Annotated in this window: 14 protein-coding genes; 7 read left to right on the forward strand and 7 right to left on the reverse strand. The window is 41.5% G+C overall.

Translation table 11 applies throughout. The annotated features are described in order from the left end of the window. Positions 1–290 precede the first annotated feature (290 nt). Both mutS and argR read right to left on the reverse strand, forming a co-directional pair. Positions 291–2,822, reverse strand: coding sequence for a DNA mismatch repair protein MutS (gene mutS / locus J5M87_RS09490; protein WP_154607612.1), 2,532 nt, complete (start codon positions 2,820–2,822; stop codon positions 291–293). A gap of 10 nt (positions 2,823–2,832) precedes the next feature. Next, entirely contained in the window at positions 2,833–3,273 is a 441-nt protein-coding gene (argR, locus tag J5M87_RS09495; protein WP_160463116.1) for an arginine repressor, read from the reverse strand. Between the two features lie 112 nt (positions 3,274–3,385). Between argR and argS the strand changes: the two genes are divergently transcribed. Continuing rightward, on the forward strand, positions 3,386–5,074 hold the full coding sequence (argS, locus tag J5M87_RS09500; RefSeq protein ID WP_154607613.1) for an arginine--tRNA ligase: 1,689 nt from the start codon (positions 3,386–3,388) through the stop codon (positions 5,072–5,074). A 39-nt stretch (positions 5,075–5,113) separates the two neighbouring features. Here argS and J5M87_RS09505 read toward each other — a convergent pair whose 3' ends face one another. Then, positions 5,114–5,647, reverse strand: coding sequence for an ABC transporter permease (locus J5M87_RS09505; protein WP_230082338.1), 534 nt, complete (start codon positions 5,645–5,647; stop codon positions 5,114–5,116). A 113-nt stretch (positions 5,648–5,760) separates the two neighbouring features. Beyond that, positions 5,761–7,260, reverse strand: coding sequence for a 4-alpha-glucanotransferase (malQ, locus tag J5M87_RS09510; RefSeq protein WP_154607614.1), 1,500 nt, complete (start codon positions 7,258–7,260; stop codon positions 5,761–5,763). A 301-nt stretch (positions 7,261–7,561) separates the two neighbouring features. Here malQ and J5M87_RS09515 point away from each other — a divergent pair, with 301 nt between their 5' ends. From J5M87_RS09515 to pulA, 6 genes are all read left to right on the forward strand, one after another. Beyond that, entirely contained in the window at positions 7,562–8,815 is a 1,254-nt protein-coding gene (locus J5M87_RS09515; protein ID WP_154607615.1) for an extracellular solute-binding protein, read from the forward strand. A gap of 94 nt (positions 8,816–8,909) precedes the next feature. After that, entirely contained in the window at positions 8,910–10,202 is a 1,293-nt protein-coding gene (locus J5M87_RS09520; RefSeq protein WP_154607616.1) for a carbohydrate ABC transporter permease, read from the forward strand. Between the two features lies 1 nt (position 10,203). Further along, positions 10,204–11,046, forward strand: coding sequence for a sugar ABC transporter permease (locus tag J5M87_RS09525; protein ID WP_154607617.1), 843 nt, complete (start codon positions 10,204–10,206; stop codon positions 11,044–11,046). Between the two features lie 298 nt (positions 11,047–11,344). After that, on the forward strand, positions 11,345–12,127 hold the full coding sequence (locus tag J5M87_RS09530) for a hypothetical protein (protein ID WP_154607618.1): 783 nt from the start codon (positions 11,345–11,347) through the stop codon (positions 12,125–12,127). A gap of 9 nt (positions 12,128–12,136) precedes the next feature. Further along, entirely contained in the window at positions 12,137–13,120 is a 984-nt protein-coding gene (locus J5M87_RS09535; RefSeq protein ID WP_154607619.1) for a LacI family DNA-binding transcriptional regulator, read from the forward strand. 17 nt (positions 13,121–13,137) lie between these two features. Continuing rightward, positions 13,138–15,186 (forward strand): type I pullulanase, encoded by a 2,049-nt coding sequence (pulA, locus tag J5M87_RS09540; protein WP_154632436.1) that lies wholly within the window; start codon positions 13,138–13,140, stop codon positions 15,184–15,186. A 245-nt stretch (positions 15,187–15,431) separates the two neighbouring features. On the opposite strand, the gene nrdI is transcribed toward pulA, so the two are convergent. From nrdI to aspS, 3 genes are all read right to left on the reverse strand, one after another. Next, a complete protein-coding gene (gene nrdI / locus J5M87_RS09545) occupies positions 15,432–15,881 on the reverse strand; it encodes a class Ib ribonucleoside-diphosphate reductase assembly flavoprotein NrdI (protein WP_154607621.1) in 450 nt (149 codons plus the stop codon). Positions 15,882–15,974: 93 nt separating this feature from the next. Then, a complete protein-coding gene (locus tag J5M87_RS09550; RefSeq protein ID WP_154607622.1) occupies positions 15,975–16,910 on the reverse strand; it encodes a YitT family protein in 936 nt (311 codons plus the stop codon). After that, entirely contained in the window at positions 16,903–18,654 is a 1,752-nt protein-coding gene (aspS, locus tag J5M87_RS09555; RefSeq protein ID WP_154607623.1) for an aspartate--tRNA ligase, read from the reverse strand. Before aspS ends, J5M87_RS09550 begins: the two co-directional genes overlap by 8 nt. Positions 18,655–18,773: the final 119 nt, after the last annotated feature.

The raw sequence follows: 18,773 nt of genomic DNA on the forward strand, positions 1-18,773 counted from the left end.
TCGATTATGTCGCTAACATGATATTTTATACTCGTTGACTAATACTCTATTACTATCAAAATTTCGATACTTTATCAGATGGTGTAGGCGCAAGCAACCTCCTGCTAAATGTTGATTCTAAGATCTCAAAATTTCCGTTAGGTTTGGGACAAAGAGAGTTTGATTTTTGAAATTCTTTATCATCAATTCTTTAATTAAACATAAAAAGCGAACAGTATAGGATTCTGAGTATCAGAAAACTAGTTTTGTTCGCTTTTTATATTTAGGGTTGAACTGTTGTCACAGCCTCCTTATACCAATTTCTTCAATTCAGCTAAGGCATTCATAGCTTCAAGCGGAGTCATGGTGTAGACGTCTAACTTCTCTAATTGTTCTAGTGCTGGATGTGGGGCGGAAAAGAGGTCCATTTGACCGACAGGAGGTTGAAAAGACACTTCTTCTGCTCTCTGCGGTAGCTGGGTTTGATTTTCTAGGGATTGTAAAATAGTGTCTGCCCGCTGCAAGAGAGCGTCTGGCATACCCGCAATTTTAGCCACATGAATTCCATAAGACTTATCAGCAGGTCCTGAAGCAATCTTGTGCAAGAAGGTCACTTGACCATTGTGTTCTAAGGTAGATACATGGACATTTTCTAAATGTGCCAAGGTTTCACTCAACTCTGTCAATTCATGGTAATGGGTAGCAAACAAGGTCTTTGCTCCGATGCGATCATGAATGTATTCGATAATCGATTGAGCCAAGGCCATTCCATCATAGGTTGCCGTTCCACGCCCTAATTCATCAAAGAGAATCAAGGACTGTTCACTCGCTAAACGAATGGCTTTATTGGCTTCCATCATTTCGACCATAAAGGTTGACTGGCCACTAACCAAATCATCTGCCGCTCCGATTCGGGTAAAAATTGCATCAAAAATCGGTAAGGTAACAACCTCTGCTGGCACATAGGAGCCCATTTGCGCCATGATGACAATCATGCCTAGCTGGCGCATATAGGTTGATTTACCACTCATATTCGGACCTGTAATCAACTGCATATTGGTCGCTTCATCAAGGACAATGGAGTTAGGAATATAGGTCTGCTTGCCCATCACTTTTTCAACAACAGCATGACGCCCTTGTTCAATGGTTAATTGACGCGTATCCGTAAACTGAGGGCATACATAGCGCTGGTTTTCTGCCACAACAGCAAAGGATTGCAGTACATCAATCGTCGCAATAGTCCGCGCTAGCCGTTGCAGGCGGCTGATGTATTTTTCCACTTCTTGTCGAATCCGCATGAAAATCTCATACTCCAGATGAGCCGATTTATCACGTGCCTCGAGCATTTGTCCTTCAATCTTAGCCAACTCTTCTGTCCCATAGCGCTCTGAATTTTTCAAGGTTGCCTTACGGAAGAAATGGTCTGGGACATGATTCAAATTTGAATTGGTTACGTGGAAATAGTAGCCATCTTTTTTATTGTAATCAATTTTTAGATTGTTAATACCTGAATTGGCTCGCTCCTTGGCTTCTATTTCAGCAATCCAGCCAGTCCCTTCACGCATGACAAGACGGTATTGATCCAAGGTAGCATCAAACCCTGTCTTGATAATATTTCCATCTGTAATCGCCCCTTGGGCATCGGGGGCAATCGCTTCACTAATCAAGGCATGAAGCTCAGGAATGGCATCTAAACTTGAAATCAAGGGAGTAAGAGTAGGCTCATCTATCTGCTCTAAAATCATCCGGATTGCAGGCACATTCGACAAAGTCTGAGAAAGTTGTAGCAAGTCCTTCGGTAGAGTTTTACCAAAGGAAACCCGACTAGCCAAGCGCTCAATATCATAAACCCCTTTTAAACTCTCGACCAAATCGCTTCGTTCAAAGAAATAATCCAAGAAAACCTGCACCACACGTTGACGCGATTCGATTTTTGTACGGTCAATTAGGGGGCGGTCAATCCATGAGCGCAGCAAACGCAAGCCCATGGCAGTTTTGGTTTCATCCAAAAGCCAGTAAAGACTGCCGTGTTTCTTCCCTGTTCGCGCATTTTCCAACAGATCAAGACTCGATTTGGTTGCATAATCCATCTGCAAATAATCCTTGATTTCATAATGCTGTACCTTTTGCAAATGGACCAAATCCCGTAACTGTGTCCGTAAGACATAGCTCAGGAGTTTGCCAGCTACATTTTTTTCAATTGCAATTAAAGATGGATCAAGCAACTGCGTATCATCTGCTACTGTATCCTCATGAGATAAGAGAAGATTCATTTGAGATGTCAGAACCTGCTCCTCTTCCTCCGACAAAGAATAGCCAATGACCAATTCACGCGCACGAAGGTTACGAATTTCACCGCACAAGGTCATAAAATCATCTAGGCTGGTCACAAAAAACTGCCCTGTTGCCACATCCATATAAGACAAGGCATAGGTCACACCTTGGCGATCGATTGCCACCAAAAAGTTACTTTCAGAGCCGATTTTTGACGAGTCCACAACCGTCCCAGGTGTAATAATCTGAACAACTTCACGTTTCACGACACCAACAGCAGTCTTAGGGTCTTCCACCTGTTCAGCAATTGCGACCTTATGTCCCAAATCAACCAGAGTATCAATGTACTGCTGAGCTGCATGATAGGGAACGCCCGCCATCGGAATAGGATTTTCCGCATTGCGGTTGCGACTGGTCAAAGTTAATTCCAAAATCTGCGCTGCCTCTACAGCATCATCATAAAATAATTCATAGAAATCCCCCATGCGAAATAGCAAAAAAGCATCTGGATAGTTTGCTTTTATATCCAGATACTGTTGCATGCCGGGTGAAATTTTTTCTTTTGCCATCTCATCCCTCTCAATCCAAGTACGATTTTATCTCAGCTTCTACCTGCTTAGCCGCTACTTCATCACGACAAATAACCAGCAGAGTATCGGCTCCTGCTAAGGTTCCTAAAATCGTAGTCGGTTTTTCAATATCAATAATATTGGCCATCAAGGCTGCTTCACCCAATTCTGAATGCAAAACCAAAATAAAACTCGCACGCTCCACCTTATAGGCATATTTAGCCAATAATTGAGTAAAGGTCATTTCCTCTTGTTGGATTGGTAAGGCATAATAGGAACTGCCATTTTCATGCATTTTAACAAGACCCAATTCACGCAAATCACGGGATAAGGTGGTCTGGGTCACAGAAATGCCATGTCGAGCAAGGCCCTGTTGTATCTCTGCCTGTGTCCGAATCTTTTCTTCACGAATCATAGTTTGAATCAATTCTTGTCTTTGTATTTTATTCACTCGTCTACCTCAAACTGTATATTGTATGAATAGTATAACAAATTTTAGCTGTTTTCTCATGCGTAACATCAGAAATATGTTAAAATAGAATGAATAACTCTGGAGGTTTATTATGAATCAAAAAATGCTTGTTGCTGAAAAACTAGCAACTACCATTTCTAGTCTCGATCTAGAAGCTATTTACGCACTATTAGAAAAACCAAAATCATCTGAAATGGGAGACATCGCTTTTCCTGCTTTTTCATTAGCCAAGGTTGAGCGCAAAGCGCCTCAAGCTATCGCAGCGGACATCGCGGAAAAATTGGATACAGAGGGATTTGAAAAAATTGTTGCAACTGGTCCTTATGTCAACTTTTTCTTAGACAAAGCAGTCATTTCACACGCAACCTTGACCCAGGTCATAGAAGAAAAAGAGAAATATGGACAACAAAAACGTGGTGAAGGACAAAACATCACGATTGACATGTCTAGTCCAAACATCGCAAAGCCCTTCTCTGTTGGTCACTTACGTTCTACGGTTATCGGAGATGCCCTTGCCAATATCTATGAAAAAATGGGCTACAAGGCGCTTCGTATCAACCATTTGGGGGACTGGGGAAAACAGTTTGGTCTCTTAATCGTGGCCTACAAGCTATGGGGCGATAAGGCTGCTGTCGAAGCCAATCCGATTTCAGAATTGCTCAAACTCTATGTCCGTATCAATGCTGAAGCTGATGAAAATCCTGAACTAGACGAAGAAGGACGGAAGTGGTTTAAAAAATTAGAAGACGGAGATGCAGAAGCTCTTGAACTCTGGCAATGGTTCCGTGATGAAAGTCTAGTTGAGTTTAACCGTATCTATGACAAGCTCAATATTACCTTTGATTATATTCAAGGTGAGGCATTCTACAACGATAAGATGGACAAGGGAATTGACATTCTCAAAGAGAAAAACCTCCTGCAAGAATCAAAAGGTGCCATGATTGTTGATTTGGAAAACTATAATCTCCCACCAGCCCTGATTATGAAATCAGACGGCGCAACCCTCTACATCACTCGTGATATTGCAACAGCCCTTTACCGCAAAGAACAGTACAACTTCGTCAAAAATATTTACGTCGTGGGGCAAGAACAAGCCAACCACTTCAAGCAGTTAAAAGCTGTTCTCAAAGAAATGGGACTTGACTGGAGTGATGATATGCTTCACATCGCCTTTGGTTTGGTGACAAGAGACAAGAAAAAACTGTCTACTCGTAAGGGAAATATCATCCTCTTAGAACCAACTCTTGATGAAGCCGTTTCTCGTGCCCTTTGTCAAATCGAAGCGAAAAATCCTGATTTGGAAGACAAGGAAGCTGTCGCAGAAGCTGTTGGTGTAGGAGCTGTCAAATTCTTCGACCTCAAAACAGACCGCGAAAATGGTTATGACTTTGATTTGGAAGCAATGGTATCCTTTGAAGGGGAAACTGGTCCTTACGTCCAATATGCCTACGCACGGATTCAATCCATTCTCCGCAAAGGTAACTTCACACCTACAAACGATAACCATTACCAATTGACTGATGCAGAAAGCTGGGAGATTATCAAACATCTCCAAAACTTCGCCAACGTCATCGAAAAAGCTGCTGACAAGTACGACCCATCCTTGATTGCCAAATATGCTATCAACCTTGCCCAAGCCTTTAACAAATACTACGCACACACTCGCATTCTTGATGAAAGTCCAGAACGCGACAGCCGCCTAGCTTTGGCTTACGCAACAGGTGTTGTCTTAAAAGAAGCTCTTCGTCTCCTTGGTGTTGAAGCTCCTGAAAAAATGTAAAGAACAAACTCCTTGGAAATCCAAGGAGTTTTATTCACTTTAAATATCTGTTGCTGTCTGTTCCATTGACGGTTTTTCTTTTGGTTTACGAAGTAGGAAGAAGACCGTCAAACCGGAAAATAGGAGAAAGAGCACAATGCCTAGACCATAACCTCCCAAAGTTGTAGCTTGCATTGTTTTACGTAGCATTTCATCTGAATAATAAGTAGCAATACCCCTTCCACCGATATAAGCATAGGTTCCATTAATTAAGGTGACAAACAAGTAGGCTAGATACGTATAGGAAGCTGTTTCATTTTTCTTCTGGAATAAGAAAACAATTGTTGCAACAATTAATACCAAGAGGACAAGGGCTAGAATTTTATTGAGTATATTTCCGTCAAATTCCATTCCCGCTTTTGTGACTTTGATCATCTCATCAATATTAACCTTGGGCATATTCAGCTTAGTATAGGTGTCTCGTATCAGATCCTCATCAAACGTTTTAGGAGTAAACCTTCCCCATAGCTTCGCTAGTGTCGCAATGGTTGACAATGTCACTAAAATATATAAATGAATCGGTTTTTTCATCATACCTTCTCCTTTGTATTATTGTTTTGTTACAATCGATTATACTCCTTTATTTTTGGCTTGTCAATCCTAATCGTAAGAAAATATTACATGCTTTCAAACAGAACAACTCTCTATTATTTCACATTCTGGCGGCGATAGGTAGTCGTCAAATCTAGCAGATTTGCTTCTACTTCTGCTGTCAGTTGCTCTTTTGTCATCCGCCATGTCCAGTTTCCACCTAGGGTATTTGGCAAATTCATCCGTGCAGAGCCGTCTAGTTCAAGTAAATCTTGCATGGTTGCAACTGCCATAAAGGCAACTGAGCCAAACAACATCCGCAGCATGGCATGGTTAATGGATTCATCCGAATGACGGTTGCTATAAGCATCCAGATAAGCCTTTGCTTCATCACTGACTTCATTCTCATACCAACCACGAACCGTACTATTATCATGCGTACCAGTATAGGCCACAACATTTCGCCGGTGGTTATGGGGGGCTTCAATGCTGTCTCCATGAGGGTCAAAAGCAAATTGCAAGACCTTCATGCCAGGGAAGCCGGTTGTTTCACGTAGTTCAATAACCTTATCTGTCACAGAACCTAAATCCTCAGCAATAATATTCAAATCGCCCAAGGCTTCCTTGATGGCCGCAAACAATTCAAAACCTGGTGCCTCTACGCGATAACCATTGACAGCTGTTGTTTCACCTACTGGGATTTCCCAGAAAGAAGCAAAGCCAATAAAGTGGTCAATTCGTACCATATCATACAATTTGAAACTCTCACGTAAGCGAGCAATCCACCAAGAAAATCCGTCTGCCTTCATTGCCTCCCAGTCGTAAATCGGATTACCCCACAACTGACCGATTTCTGAAAAAGCATCAGGTGGACAACCTGCAACCACACTTGGACGACCTTCTTCATCTGTCTTGAAGAACTGTGGATTTGCCCACATATCAGAAGAATCAGCTGCAATATAAATCGGCATATCTCCAACAATTTCAATACCACGCTCATTCGCATAGGTCTTCAACTCCCGCCATTGACGGAAGAACAGATATTGCGTCACACGGTGATAATCTATTTTGTCGGCCAATTGCTCACGATAAAAAGCAAGAGCTCCTGGTTCCCGTCTACGGATGGCATCATCTTCCCAATCTGTCCAAGCCTTAAGATCAAAGTGTTCCTTAATGGCCATATACTCTGCAAAATTATCCAGCCAAGAAGCCTGCTCTTCCAAGAAAGCCTGGTAATCTGCTGGCAAACCTTGTGCTTTCATGCGTGCGACAACCTTTTCTAAAACAGGACGACGACCATAGAAGATTTTTGCATAATCTACTTCAGTTGGATTCTCTCCAAAATCAATCCCTTCTATTTCATGTCCTTCTAGCCAGCCCTCTTTCATCAATAACTCAAAATCAATAAAATGTGTATTGCCTGCAAAGGCTGAAAATGACTGGTAAGGAGAATCGCCATAACTCGTTGTTCCTAAAGGTAAAATTTGCCAATAGCGTTGCTTGGTCCGTTCCAAAAAATCCACGAAGTCATAAGCAGATTGCCCAAAGGTCCCAATTCCGTAATTCCCTGGTAGGGAGGAAATGTGAAGCAAGACTCCACTGCGTCGTTCTTTCATAATCCTACTCCTTTTATATAGAATATAGTCTATTGTTTGCTCATCTATTCGCAAACGTTTGCTTGTTCACATTATATAATGTTAGCGCTCACAAATCAAGCCCTATTTGGTAAGAATCTATGTTTTTTCTATGTTTTTCTTTACATTTAATCGTTTTTGTCCTCTCAACTATTTTTTTAACAATTTTTCAAAAAAAGACTTGCAAACGCATTCATTTTACGATATAATGATTTCAACAAGCAAACGTTTGCGTTATCCGTGGGCGTTTTACTACATTAACATTATTCTTGGAGGGGATAATATGAAACACAAATTAATCAAGAGCATGGCTCTTCTTGCTGCTACGACAAGCGTACTTGCTGCTTGTTCGTCAAACAAATCAGCTTCTAATGATTCAGCTGCTGATGGAAAATCATTGACCGTCTATGTGGATCAAGGTTACAAAGAATACATTGAATCTGCAGCGAAAAAATTTGAAGAAGATAACGGTGTTAAAGTTACTGTCAAAACAGGTGATGCACTTGGAGGACTTGATAACCTTTCTCTTGATAACCAATCTGGTTCAGCACCTGATGTGATGATGGCACCATACGACCGCGTAGGTAGCCTTGGTTCAGAAGGACAATTGTCAGAAGTAAAACTTGCTGAAACTAGCATGACGGATGACACAACAAAAGCGCTTGTGACAAATGGTGGTAAAGTCTACGGTTCACCAGCCGTTATCGAAACACTCGTTCTTTACTACAACAAAGACTTGATTACCGAAGCACCAAAAACATTTGCTGAATTAGAAGCACTTGCAAAAGATAGTAAATATGCGTTTGCAGGAGAAAATGGTAAAACAACTGCTTTCCTTGCTGACTGGACAAACTTCTACTACACTTACGGACTCCTTGCTGGATACGGCGGATATGTGTTCGGTGACAATGGTACTAATCCAAAAGAAATTGGTTTGAACAATGAAGGTGCCGTTAAAGCGATTGAATATGCTAAAACATGGTATGGTCAATGGCCTCAAGGTCTTCAAGATACTTCTGCAGCAGCAAACCTCATCAAGACACAATTTACAGAAGGTAAAACTGCAGCTATCATCGATGGACCATGGCAAGCAGCTTCTTACAAGGAAGCAAAAGTGAACTATGGGGTAGCAACGATTCCAACCCTTCCAAATGGTAAAGAATACCAAGCATTCGGTGGTGGTAAAGCATGGGTTATTCCAGTTGGATCACAAAACCCTGACATGGCTCAAAAATTTGTAGATTACTTGACTTCAACTGACCAACAAAAAGCACTTTACGATATGACAAACGAAGTGCCAGCAAATACGGAAGCTCGTGAATATGCAGTAGGTAAAAAAGATGAGTTGACAAGCGCAGTTGTCGCACAATTCTCTGCTGCTCAACCGCTTCCAAATATCTCTGAAATGAGTACAGTTTGGGAGCCAGCTGCAAATATGCTCTTTGAAGCTGCAAGCGGTAAAAAAGATGCGAAAACAGCTGCAAACGATGCTGTAAAATTGATTGAAGATACCATTGCACAAAAATACGGCCAATAAACAGAATGACTGAATGAAAGGCTGGGTTGATTCCCAGTCTTTTATTCAAATCTCATCATTACCAACTATCGCTTACTAGAAAGGAGATTTTAGGATGACCCAACAAAACCCTAGTAAAGCCCTCCTATTGTCCTTGATTCCAGGTCTTGGACAACTCTATAATAAACAAAAAGCAAAAGGCTTCATCTTTCTTGGAGTAACGATTGCTTTCTTGCTCTATCTCATGACAATCGCTTCTGGAGAAATTGTCAACCTCATCACACTGGGAAGCCAACGAGGACGTGATAATTCCCTCTTCATGCTGATTCGTGGTTCCTTCCACCTCATCATCATTATTATCTATCTATTCTTTTATTTCTTAAACCTGAAAGATGCAAAAGATACGGCAAAACGTTGGAATAGTGGCATTCCTGTCACCACAACCCTCAAAGGTATGTTCCAAAATATCTATGAGAATGGTTTTCCCTATCTCTTGATTATTCCGTCTTACGTAGCCATGACCTTTGCGATTATCTTCCCTGTTGTGGTAACGCTTTTGATTGCCTTTACCAACTATGACTTTCAACATTTACCACCAGGTGCCTTGTTGGACTGGGTTGGTCTTGCCAACTTCTCTAATATCTGGTCATTGAGTACCTTCCGCAGTGCCTTTGGATCTGTCTTATCTTGGACCATTATTTGGGCTCTATGCGCTTCAACTGCTCAGATTGTCATCGGTATTTTAACAGCTATTGTAGCTAACCAGCCTTTTATCAAAGGAAAGCGTATTTTTGGGGTTATCTTCTTGTTGCCGTGGGCAGTTCCTGCTTTTGTTACTATTTTGACCTTCAGTAATATGTTCAACGATAGCGTTGGGGCAATCAATACGCAGGTTCTTCCATTCTTGAGTAAATTCTTGCCATTTATTGATAATTTCCTCATTCCATGGAAAACAGACCCATTCTGGACAAAAGTTGCCTTAATCATGATGCAGGCTTGGCTTGGTTTCCCATATATCTACGTATTGACTTTAGGAATTTTACAATCTATTCCAAACGATTTGTACGAAGCTGCTTATATCGATGGGGCAAGTCCTTGGCAAAAATTCCGCAGCATTACCTTCCCAATGATTCTTGCGGTGGCTGCACCAACCTTGATTAGTCAGTATACCTTCAACTTCAACAATTTCTCTATCATCTACCTTTTCAACAATGGGGGACCTGGTAGTGTCGGTGGCGGAGCTGGTTCAACAGATATCTTGATTTCATGGATTTATAAATTGACTACGGGAACGTCTCCACAATACTCCATGGCAGCAGCCGTGACATTGATTATTTCGATGATTGTCATCAGTATCTCCATGATTGCTTTCAAGAAATTAAACGCCTTTGAAATGGAGGACGTATAAGATGAAACTTTCCGTAAAATTCAAACGTCGTGTTAGCCAGACCTTGACCTATCTCTACTTGATTGTCTTGTCTGTCATTATCATCTACCCACTATTGATTACCATTATGTCTGCCTTCAAATCAGGCAACGTTGTGGCCTTCAAGTTGGATGGAAACATTAACTTTACTCTAGAGAATTTTAGCAAACTGTTTAGCGAAACCTTATACGGCACTTGGTACCTCAATACCTTGATTATAGCCCTCTTGACAATGGTTGTCCAAACCAGTATAGTGGTACTAGCAGGATACGCTTATAGTCGTTATAATTTCCTCGCTCGTAAACAAAGTTTAATTTTCTTCTTGATTATCCAAATGGTGCCGACTATGGCTGCCCTCACGGCCTTCTTCGTCATGGCCTTGATGTTAAATGCCCTCAACCAAAGCTGGTTCCTCATCTTCTTGTATGTCGGTGGTGGAATTCCAATGAATGCTTGGTTGATGAAAGGTTACTTTGATACGGTGCCAATCTCTCTTGATGAATCTGCAAAACTCGACGGTGCTGGACACTTCAGACGTTTCTGGCAAATCGTTCTCCCTCTTGTTCGTCCAATGATTGCTGTACAAGCACTTTGGGCATTTATGGGACCGTTTGGCGATTACATCTTATCTAAGTTCTTACTTCGTGAGAAAGAATACTATACCGTTGCCGTTGGTCTTCAGACCTTTGTCAACGATGCGAAAAATTTGAAAATCGCATATTTTGCTGCTGGGGCGATTCTCATTGCTCTGCCAATCTGTACCTTATTCTTCTTCCTTCAAAAGAACTTTGTATCTGGTTTAACGAGTGGTGGTGACAAGGGATAATCTTTTGTCCCACCTTTTCTTGTGGTCGAGATAAACATATGTGCGAGGAGAACGAAGTGAACTAAGAAAGCCCAACGTCGTACTGATGATAACTGTTCAATACAAAACGAAGAACCTGTATGCACAAGAGAAGTGCTATTATATAAGAGATAGTTTTTCGCTAATCAAGGCAATTTTTTGAGGGAATACTGACTGTATTTTGAAAAAAACTAACGATGAGGAACTTAGAAACTAGCCTTAGATGGAAGTGCAAAACTGTGAATACAGGTTCTAAAGAACGATAGAAATGAGGATGCCTATGTTACCCTACCCCTTTTCTTACTTTTCCAGTCTCGTAAAACCACAAAAGATGTTTGCCAATCGGCATGCGTTAACACTTTGGCAACGTTTCTTTACAACGATTTTTCTGATTGCTCTTTTGGTCATTCCTTCGTCTTTGCAAACCGTTCAATTGACCAGCTACCCGCTGGATCAGTTTATCGACGGTATTTATGACCCCTTAACAGAACAAGTCATGGCAGACTTGGCTAGCCATAGCCAATTGGATAATGGACGATTGACCTATACTGGAACAGCTACCTATTCAGATATTACATTCGGTCAGAAAATACCACAAAGTATTGGTTTTACTTACCAATTCAATACTGAACAGCTGACCATTCGTAAAGGGGAAACCACCTTGGTCGAAACACCTTATCAGGGATTTGAAACAAGTAGCTTCCAAAGTAAAGAGAGCTTAACAGCTGCTATTTCACAGGCCTGGTATCAGCAGAATCGTTTGCCTATCAGCCTCACCATTACCCTCATTTCTGCCCTGCTTTTAGGCTCAAATTTGCTCTTTATCATCCTTGGAGCAACCTTCTTCCTCTATCTAACGAAAAAATCCAAACTCTTTCATCTGCAGTCCGTCAAGGAATGCTATAATCTATCCCTGAACTGTCTTGGTTTGCCAACGATTATCGCTTGTTTTGTCGGTTTATTTGGACAAACGGTGACGACAGTCATGACAGTACAAAATATCTTATTTGTCCTTGTCTTACTCTGGGTATTTTTTACCACAAAATTTCGGGATCGTGCTTAGGAGGTTTGTATGCGTGCTACCATTAAAGATGTTGCAAAACTAGCAGGGGTTTCACCCTCAACTGTTACTCGTGTCATTCAAAACAGCTCTGCTATTAGCCAAAAAACAAAAGACAGTGTCAGAAAGGCCATGGCAGAACTCAACTATCATCCCAATCTCAATGCCCGAAGTCTGGTTAGTAGCTACACTCAGGTCATTGGTCTAGTTCTACCAGATGATTCTGATATTTTCTATCAAAACCCTTTCTTTCCAACAGCTCTACGTGGCATTTCTCAGGTAGCAGCCGACCATAATTATGCCATTCAAATCAGCACTGGAAAAGATGAAAAACAACGCCTTGAAGCGATTTCTCAAATGGTCTACGGCCGGCGGGTAGATGGGCTAATTTTCCTTTACTCAAAGCCTGATGATCCCCTCGTACAGCTAGCTATTCAACATAATTTTCCATTTCTAATCTTGGGAAAGGCTGCATCGCCTTTTATTTCCCTAGTCGACAATGACAATATCCAAGCTGCCTTTGAAGCAACCAGCTATTTTATCCAAAAAGGCTATAAAAACCCAGCTTTTGTCGCTGGAAATAAGGAGCTCGTGGTATCACAAGACCGCTATAAAGGGTATAAAAAGGCACTCAAAGCCTACAATATTCCCCTTGATGATAGTAAGGTCAAATTTAGCTCTGGTTTCCTCTTAGAAGACAGCAGTTACAAAATCATGAAAAAACTCATGAAACAAAAACCAGATGCTATTGTCACCACAGATACCATGGTAGCGGAAGGTATTCTACATTATCTGAATGAAATCAATGTACAGTTACCAATTATTTCCTTTGACTCTGTCAAACCAAAACTTGCAATTGATGCCTACGTGGACGTTCATGCCATTCAATTAGGACGTGTCGCCTGCGATACCCTACTGCAGATTATCAATGATAGCAAGGAAGAAAAACAAATTTGCTATCGCCGTGTGATTCCACATACCATTACTGAACTTTAGAAAGGAGCCATTGGCTCATGGCCTTACGACAATTTAAAGCCTACCTTGATGACCAAGCAAGCATCCGTATTCTGCTTGAAAAACGCTTTGATCATCCTGATATGACCTTCCACATTGCCTCTCATCAAGCAGAAGAGGAATTAGTTATCCACAGCCGCATGGAGCAAGGTGAGACCGTAACCTATTTTCTAGCGAGTCTTCATCCCCTTCACTTGGCAGGTGATTACACCATTTACGATCAGGATCGGAATACGGCTGAATTAGCCTATGGACAAATTGTCCGCTCTCATCTCTTTGAACAAACCTTTACTTATGACGGCGATGACCTCGGTTCTCACTACAGTCCAACTCACACTCAGTTTAAACTGTGGGCGCCGATTTCAAAAGCTGTCTTTCTAGTCCTTGAAGGCAAACCTTATGCCATGGACAGACAAGAAAAAGGTGTCTGGCAAGTAACGATCACAGGCGATTTAGACGGTGCTAGCTACCATTATCTCCACAAGGTCAATGGAGAATGGATTTCTGTCCATGATCCTTATGCTCTATCTTCTAAAGCAAACTCTGGTGATAGCTACGTTATCAATCCAACCAAACTCGCTACACCACGCCGCGCTCGTAGTCAAATACCAGCTGCACAAGCCATTATCTATGAAATGAGCGTTCGTGACTTCTCTCAACAAGCAAGCGCAGGATTCCAACATGCTGGTCAATTCCTTGGTTTAACGGAATCACCTCAGCAAGAAGGAATGCACCTTGGAATGGACTATATCAAGGAGCTCGGAGTAACCCATATCCAGCTCATGCCCCTCTATGATTTTGGTAGTGTGGATGAGAATTATCCACAGCTTGTGTATAACTGGGGATATGACCCCGTACAATACAATACTCCTGAAGGATCTTTCTCTAGCAATCCCAATGATCCTTATACACGCATTCAGGAATTACAGACTGCCATTCAAGCCTATCACGATTCCGACATCAGCGTTATCATGGACGTTGTCTATAACCATGTCTACCACGCTGAAGAATATGCTTTTGAGCGTATTGTCCCTGGCTATTTCTATCGCTATCAAGAAAATGGTCTCCGAACAGACGGTACCTTCTGTGGAAATGATGTGGCTAGCGAACGCAGTATGGTTCGTAACTACATCAAACAATCCCTCCGTCAATGGACAACTCTTTATGGATTTGATGGATTCCGCTTTGACCTTATGGGTATTCTTGATGTCGAAACCATGAACCAAATTGAGAGCGAACTTCGAACACTCCACCCAAACATTTATCTATATGGTGAAGGATGGAAAATGGCAACAGGTCTCGATTTTGATCAATTAGCGCATCAATACAATGCAGAAAAACTGCCAACACTTGCCTTTTTCAACGATGATTACCGTGATACAGTAAAAAAAGTCCTGCTCAATCCAGAGCGTTTGGTCACAAAACAACTACACGAAAAAATCCAACACCTCTTAACAGGAAGTCGTTTCAGTCATTTCCTCAATCCTGAACAATCTGTCAATTATATTGAATGCCATGACAATGCGACAGCCTTTGATTATTTCCACATCGAAAAACCTAACTGGACACCGCAGCAGCAAAAACGCGCAGCTAGCTTTGGACTTCAACTAATCCTCATCTCACAAGGTATCGCCTTTCTTCATAGCGGACAAGAATTTTTCCGCACCAAAGATGAAATCGACAATACATATAATATTCCAGACCAGGTGAACCGCCTTGACTGGGAAAGGGCTATTTGCTACCGCGAGCATATCCAGTTTATCCGTGAATTGATTGCTTTCCGCAAAGAGCACCCCAGTCTTACACAAGCGGATTACCAAATCATTCAAACCAGCTGTGATTTCTACTGGCTAACTGAATATGTCCTACGCTACACCGTCACATCAGATACAGAAAGGATTCAATTTATTATCAATTTCTCAAATGATGATATCACTTATGAAAAAGAAGCAACTCAAACCGTCCGCTTCACCTTTCCACCAATGAGCGAAGATAGCGAGCAAATCATTCTGGCGGGTCAGAGTATCTGTATTTTAGAAGATAAGTAGCACTTACCGATAGAACACAAAATCACTAACCAGTTTATAGCTGATTAGTGATTTTTGATTTTATATTAGATTGAGAAAGGAATAGGAAAAGGCAAGGAGCTGCAGATAGAACTAGCGTTAATTGAGGATTACTCCATAATCCCTATTTCCAACCTTCAACAGTCCACTGGACTATTGAAGCAAAGCGACTGAACGATGTCCTAACCTTTATTCAATTCACTATATGTATGTGCCGCAATAAGCAATCACACCAACTCCATAATCTTTTTCCCTACTCGTTCAATATCATTTTGGAGACCACGAAGTTCGAAGTTAGCAAGCACAGGAAAACCAAATCGTTCTGCATATTGCTTAGCCGTTAGGCAGTATTGATTGTTGAAATTCCGATTGCCGGAACCAATAATGCCAAGGCACTTATCCACATTTCCTCCATAGGCGATAAAATCGCCTAGCGGATTAGTCAAAATCTCAACATCGCCATTGTCCACACCATTTCCACCTTCCAAATAGGTTGGTAAAAAGGCGACAAAAGGTCCATCCAATTCGTAAAAAGGAATATCCTGTTTGACCAAATCCTTGACATGCACCTGCTCGACCTGCAAATCAGACTGAAATTGTAAAAAAGTAGTCAAGCGCTTCACAAAACTTTCCGTATTTCCACTTAGGCTAATATAAACAAGATAGACTTTCTTCATCTCTTCTCCAATCAAAAACACAATATATAGAATATAACTACCATTTTATAACTATATATTGTGTTTGTCAATCCATACACAGGCTCCTGAACCTTATTCCTCAGCCTCGACAAAGCGTCCGATAATATTGACATTATCGGCCACCGATACGAAGGCTGCCTTATCGGTCTTCTTCATAATAGCCTTGAAGTCATTAAATTCTGCTCGGGTAATAATGGTAATCAGAACGGTCTTTTCTTCATGATTGTAGGCACCTTCTGCACCATTGATAATGGTCACTCCACGATGCAATTTCTTTTGAATCATCTTGATAACACGATTCGGATGACTGGTGATAATCATGGCCTGCATGCGCTTTTGCTTGACATAAATCACATCCGTCATCTGACTACAAACAAAGAGGGCAATCATCGAATACAAGGCGTATTTCCAACCAAAGGTCACTCCAGCTGCTAGCATAATCAAGATGTTGACAATCAGAGAAATACTCCCAACTTGCTTTCCTGTCTTTTGCCGAATCAAGATACTAACAATATCTGTTCCGCCACTGGACACATTATTCCGAAGGGCAAAACCAATTCCTGTCCCCAGCATAAGCCCACCAAAAATAGCATTGACCAGGGGATCTGTCGTCAAGGTAATATGGGGCATAAACTGGATAAAGAAAGAGCTAAAACTAACGGTGATAAAAGTGAAGATAGTAAATTTGTTCCCAATCTTATACCAAGCAAGGAGGAGCAAGGGAATATTTAGACCATAGTAGACTAGAGCCAGCGGAATTTCAAAGCCCCAGTAGGTAATAGAGATTGCAGACACGATTTGTGCAATTCCTGTTACTCCAGAAGAATAGACATTTCCTGGTCGGAAAAAGAAATTGACAGCTATACTGGATAAAATTCCATAAATGATTGATCCGGATATACGCTCTGCATAGCGTTCTTTTGAGACACTCGAGATGACAGACCAAAAACGATTGCGCCTTGCCTTTCTCAAGAATTGAATACGAAGTTTTCTAAAATATCTATTCATTAGTTGTTTGAATCTGAAGTGCTAATTCTTCTAATTGACTGTTGGCTACCGTACTTGGAGCTTGGGTCATTGGATCACTGGCCTTATTGTTCTTAGGAAAGGCGATTACCTCACGAATATTGTCCTTACCTGCTAGGAGCATGACCAAACGGTCCAATCCGATTGCAAGTCCACCATGTGGTGGGAAACCGTAGTCCATCGCTTCCAAAAGGAAACCAAATTGGTCATGAGCCTGTTCAGCACTAAAACCAAGCGCTTTGAACATCTTCTCTTGCATCTCTTTTTGGTTAATACGTAGGCTTCCACCTCCTAATTCATAACCATTTAATACGATGTCATAGGCAACCGCACGAACACTTGCCAAATCGCCTTCCAAATGATGTGCTGTTTCTTCTGTCGGAAGTGTAAATGGATGATGAGCGCTCATGAAACGACCTTCTTCTTCTGACCATTCAAACATTGGCCAATCCACAATCCACAAGAAGTTAAACTTGCTTTCATCAATCAAGCCTTGTTCCTTAGCAAGACGAGTACGAAGCGCTCCTAATGTATTATTCGCAATTTCTAATTCGTCTGCGACAAATAGAACCAAATCCTTGTCTACTAATTGTAAACCTTCTGTCAACTTTTCTGTAATAGCTGTCAAGAACTTGGCAATTGGACCTGTCAATTCACCATTTGTAACCTTTATCCAAGCTAGGCCTTTTGCCCCAAATTGCTTAGCGTAATCGGTTAATGTATCAATGTCTTTACGCGAGTAATTGTCTGCTGCACCTTTGACTACAATCGCTTTAACAGCAGGAGCTTGGGAAAAGACTTTAAAGTCAACTTCCTTTACAAGATCTGTCAAGTCTTGCAAGAGCATCTCAAATCGAGTATCCGGTTTATCGCTACCATAAGCATTCATGGCATGGTCATAGCTCATACGAGGAAATGGTAGAGCAACATCGATTCCTTTGGTCTCTTTCATGACACGCGCCAGTAAGCCCTCTACTATATCTTGAATTTCTAGCTCAGATAAGAAGGAGGTTTCTAAGTCAACTTGTGTAAACTCTGGCTGGCGATCTCCACGCAGATCCTCATCACGGAAGCATTTCACAATTTGATAGTAGCGGTCAAAACCAGCATTCATAAGCAATTGCTTGGTAATCTGTGGACTTTGTGGCAAAGCATAAAAATGCCCCTTACTCACACGACTTGGCACCAAGTAATCACGCGCACCTTCTGGCGTTGACTTGGTCAACATCGGTGTTTCAACGTCGATAAACTCCAGTTCGTCCAAATAATTGCGGATACTATGTGTTGCTGCAGCTCGCAATTTAAAGTTTGCAAGCATTTCAGGACGGCGTAAGTCCAAATAGCGGTAGCGAAGACGAGTATCATCGCTTGCTTCAATACCATCCTTAATTTCAAACGGAGTTGTTTTGGCTACGTTTAAAATCGTCAGGCTAGACACTTGTAGCTCGACTTCACCTGTCGGTAGAGTAGCGTTGACCTGTTCACGTGCAACAACTTGTCCTGTTACTTCAAGAACAAACTCGCTCCGCACTTTCTCAGCCTGTTCCATCACATCACTAGATACCATCTCAGGATTAATAACTAACTGCATGATTCCTTCACGGTCCCGCAAGTCAATAAAAATCAAGCCACCCAAGTCACGACGGCGACCAACCCAACCTTTCAAAGTAATTTCTTGACCGATGTGTTCTTTCCGAACACGTCCCGCATACATCGAACGTTTCATATTTTCCTCTCTCCGATTATGGAATCCAGTAGCACAAACCTGCATGCCCATCTTCCATCTATTCTTGGTTTTATACCTAACTATTCTATCATAAAAGCAGGCAAATCGGGAACAATTCG

The organism is Streptococcus sp. zg-86, assembly GCF_017639855.1.
GTDB classification, from domain to species: domain Bacteria; phylum Bacillota; class Bacilli; order Lactobacillales; family Streptococcaceae; genus Streptococcus; species Streptococcus zhangguiae.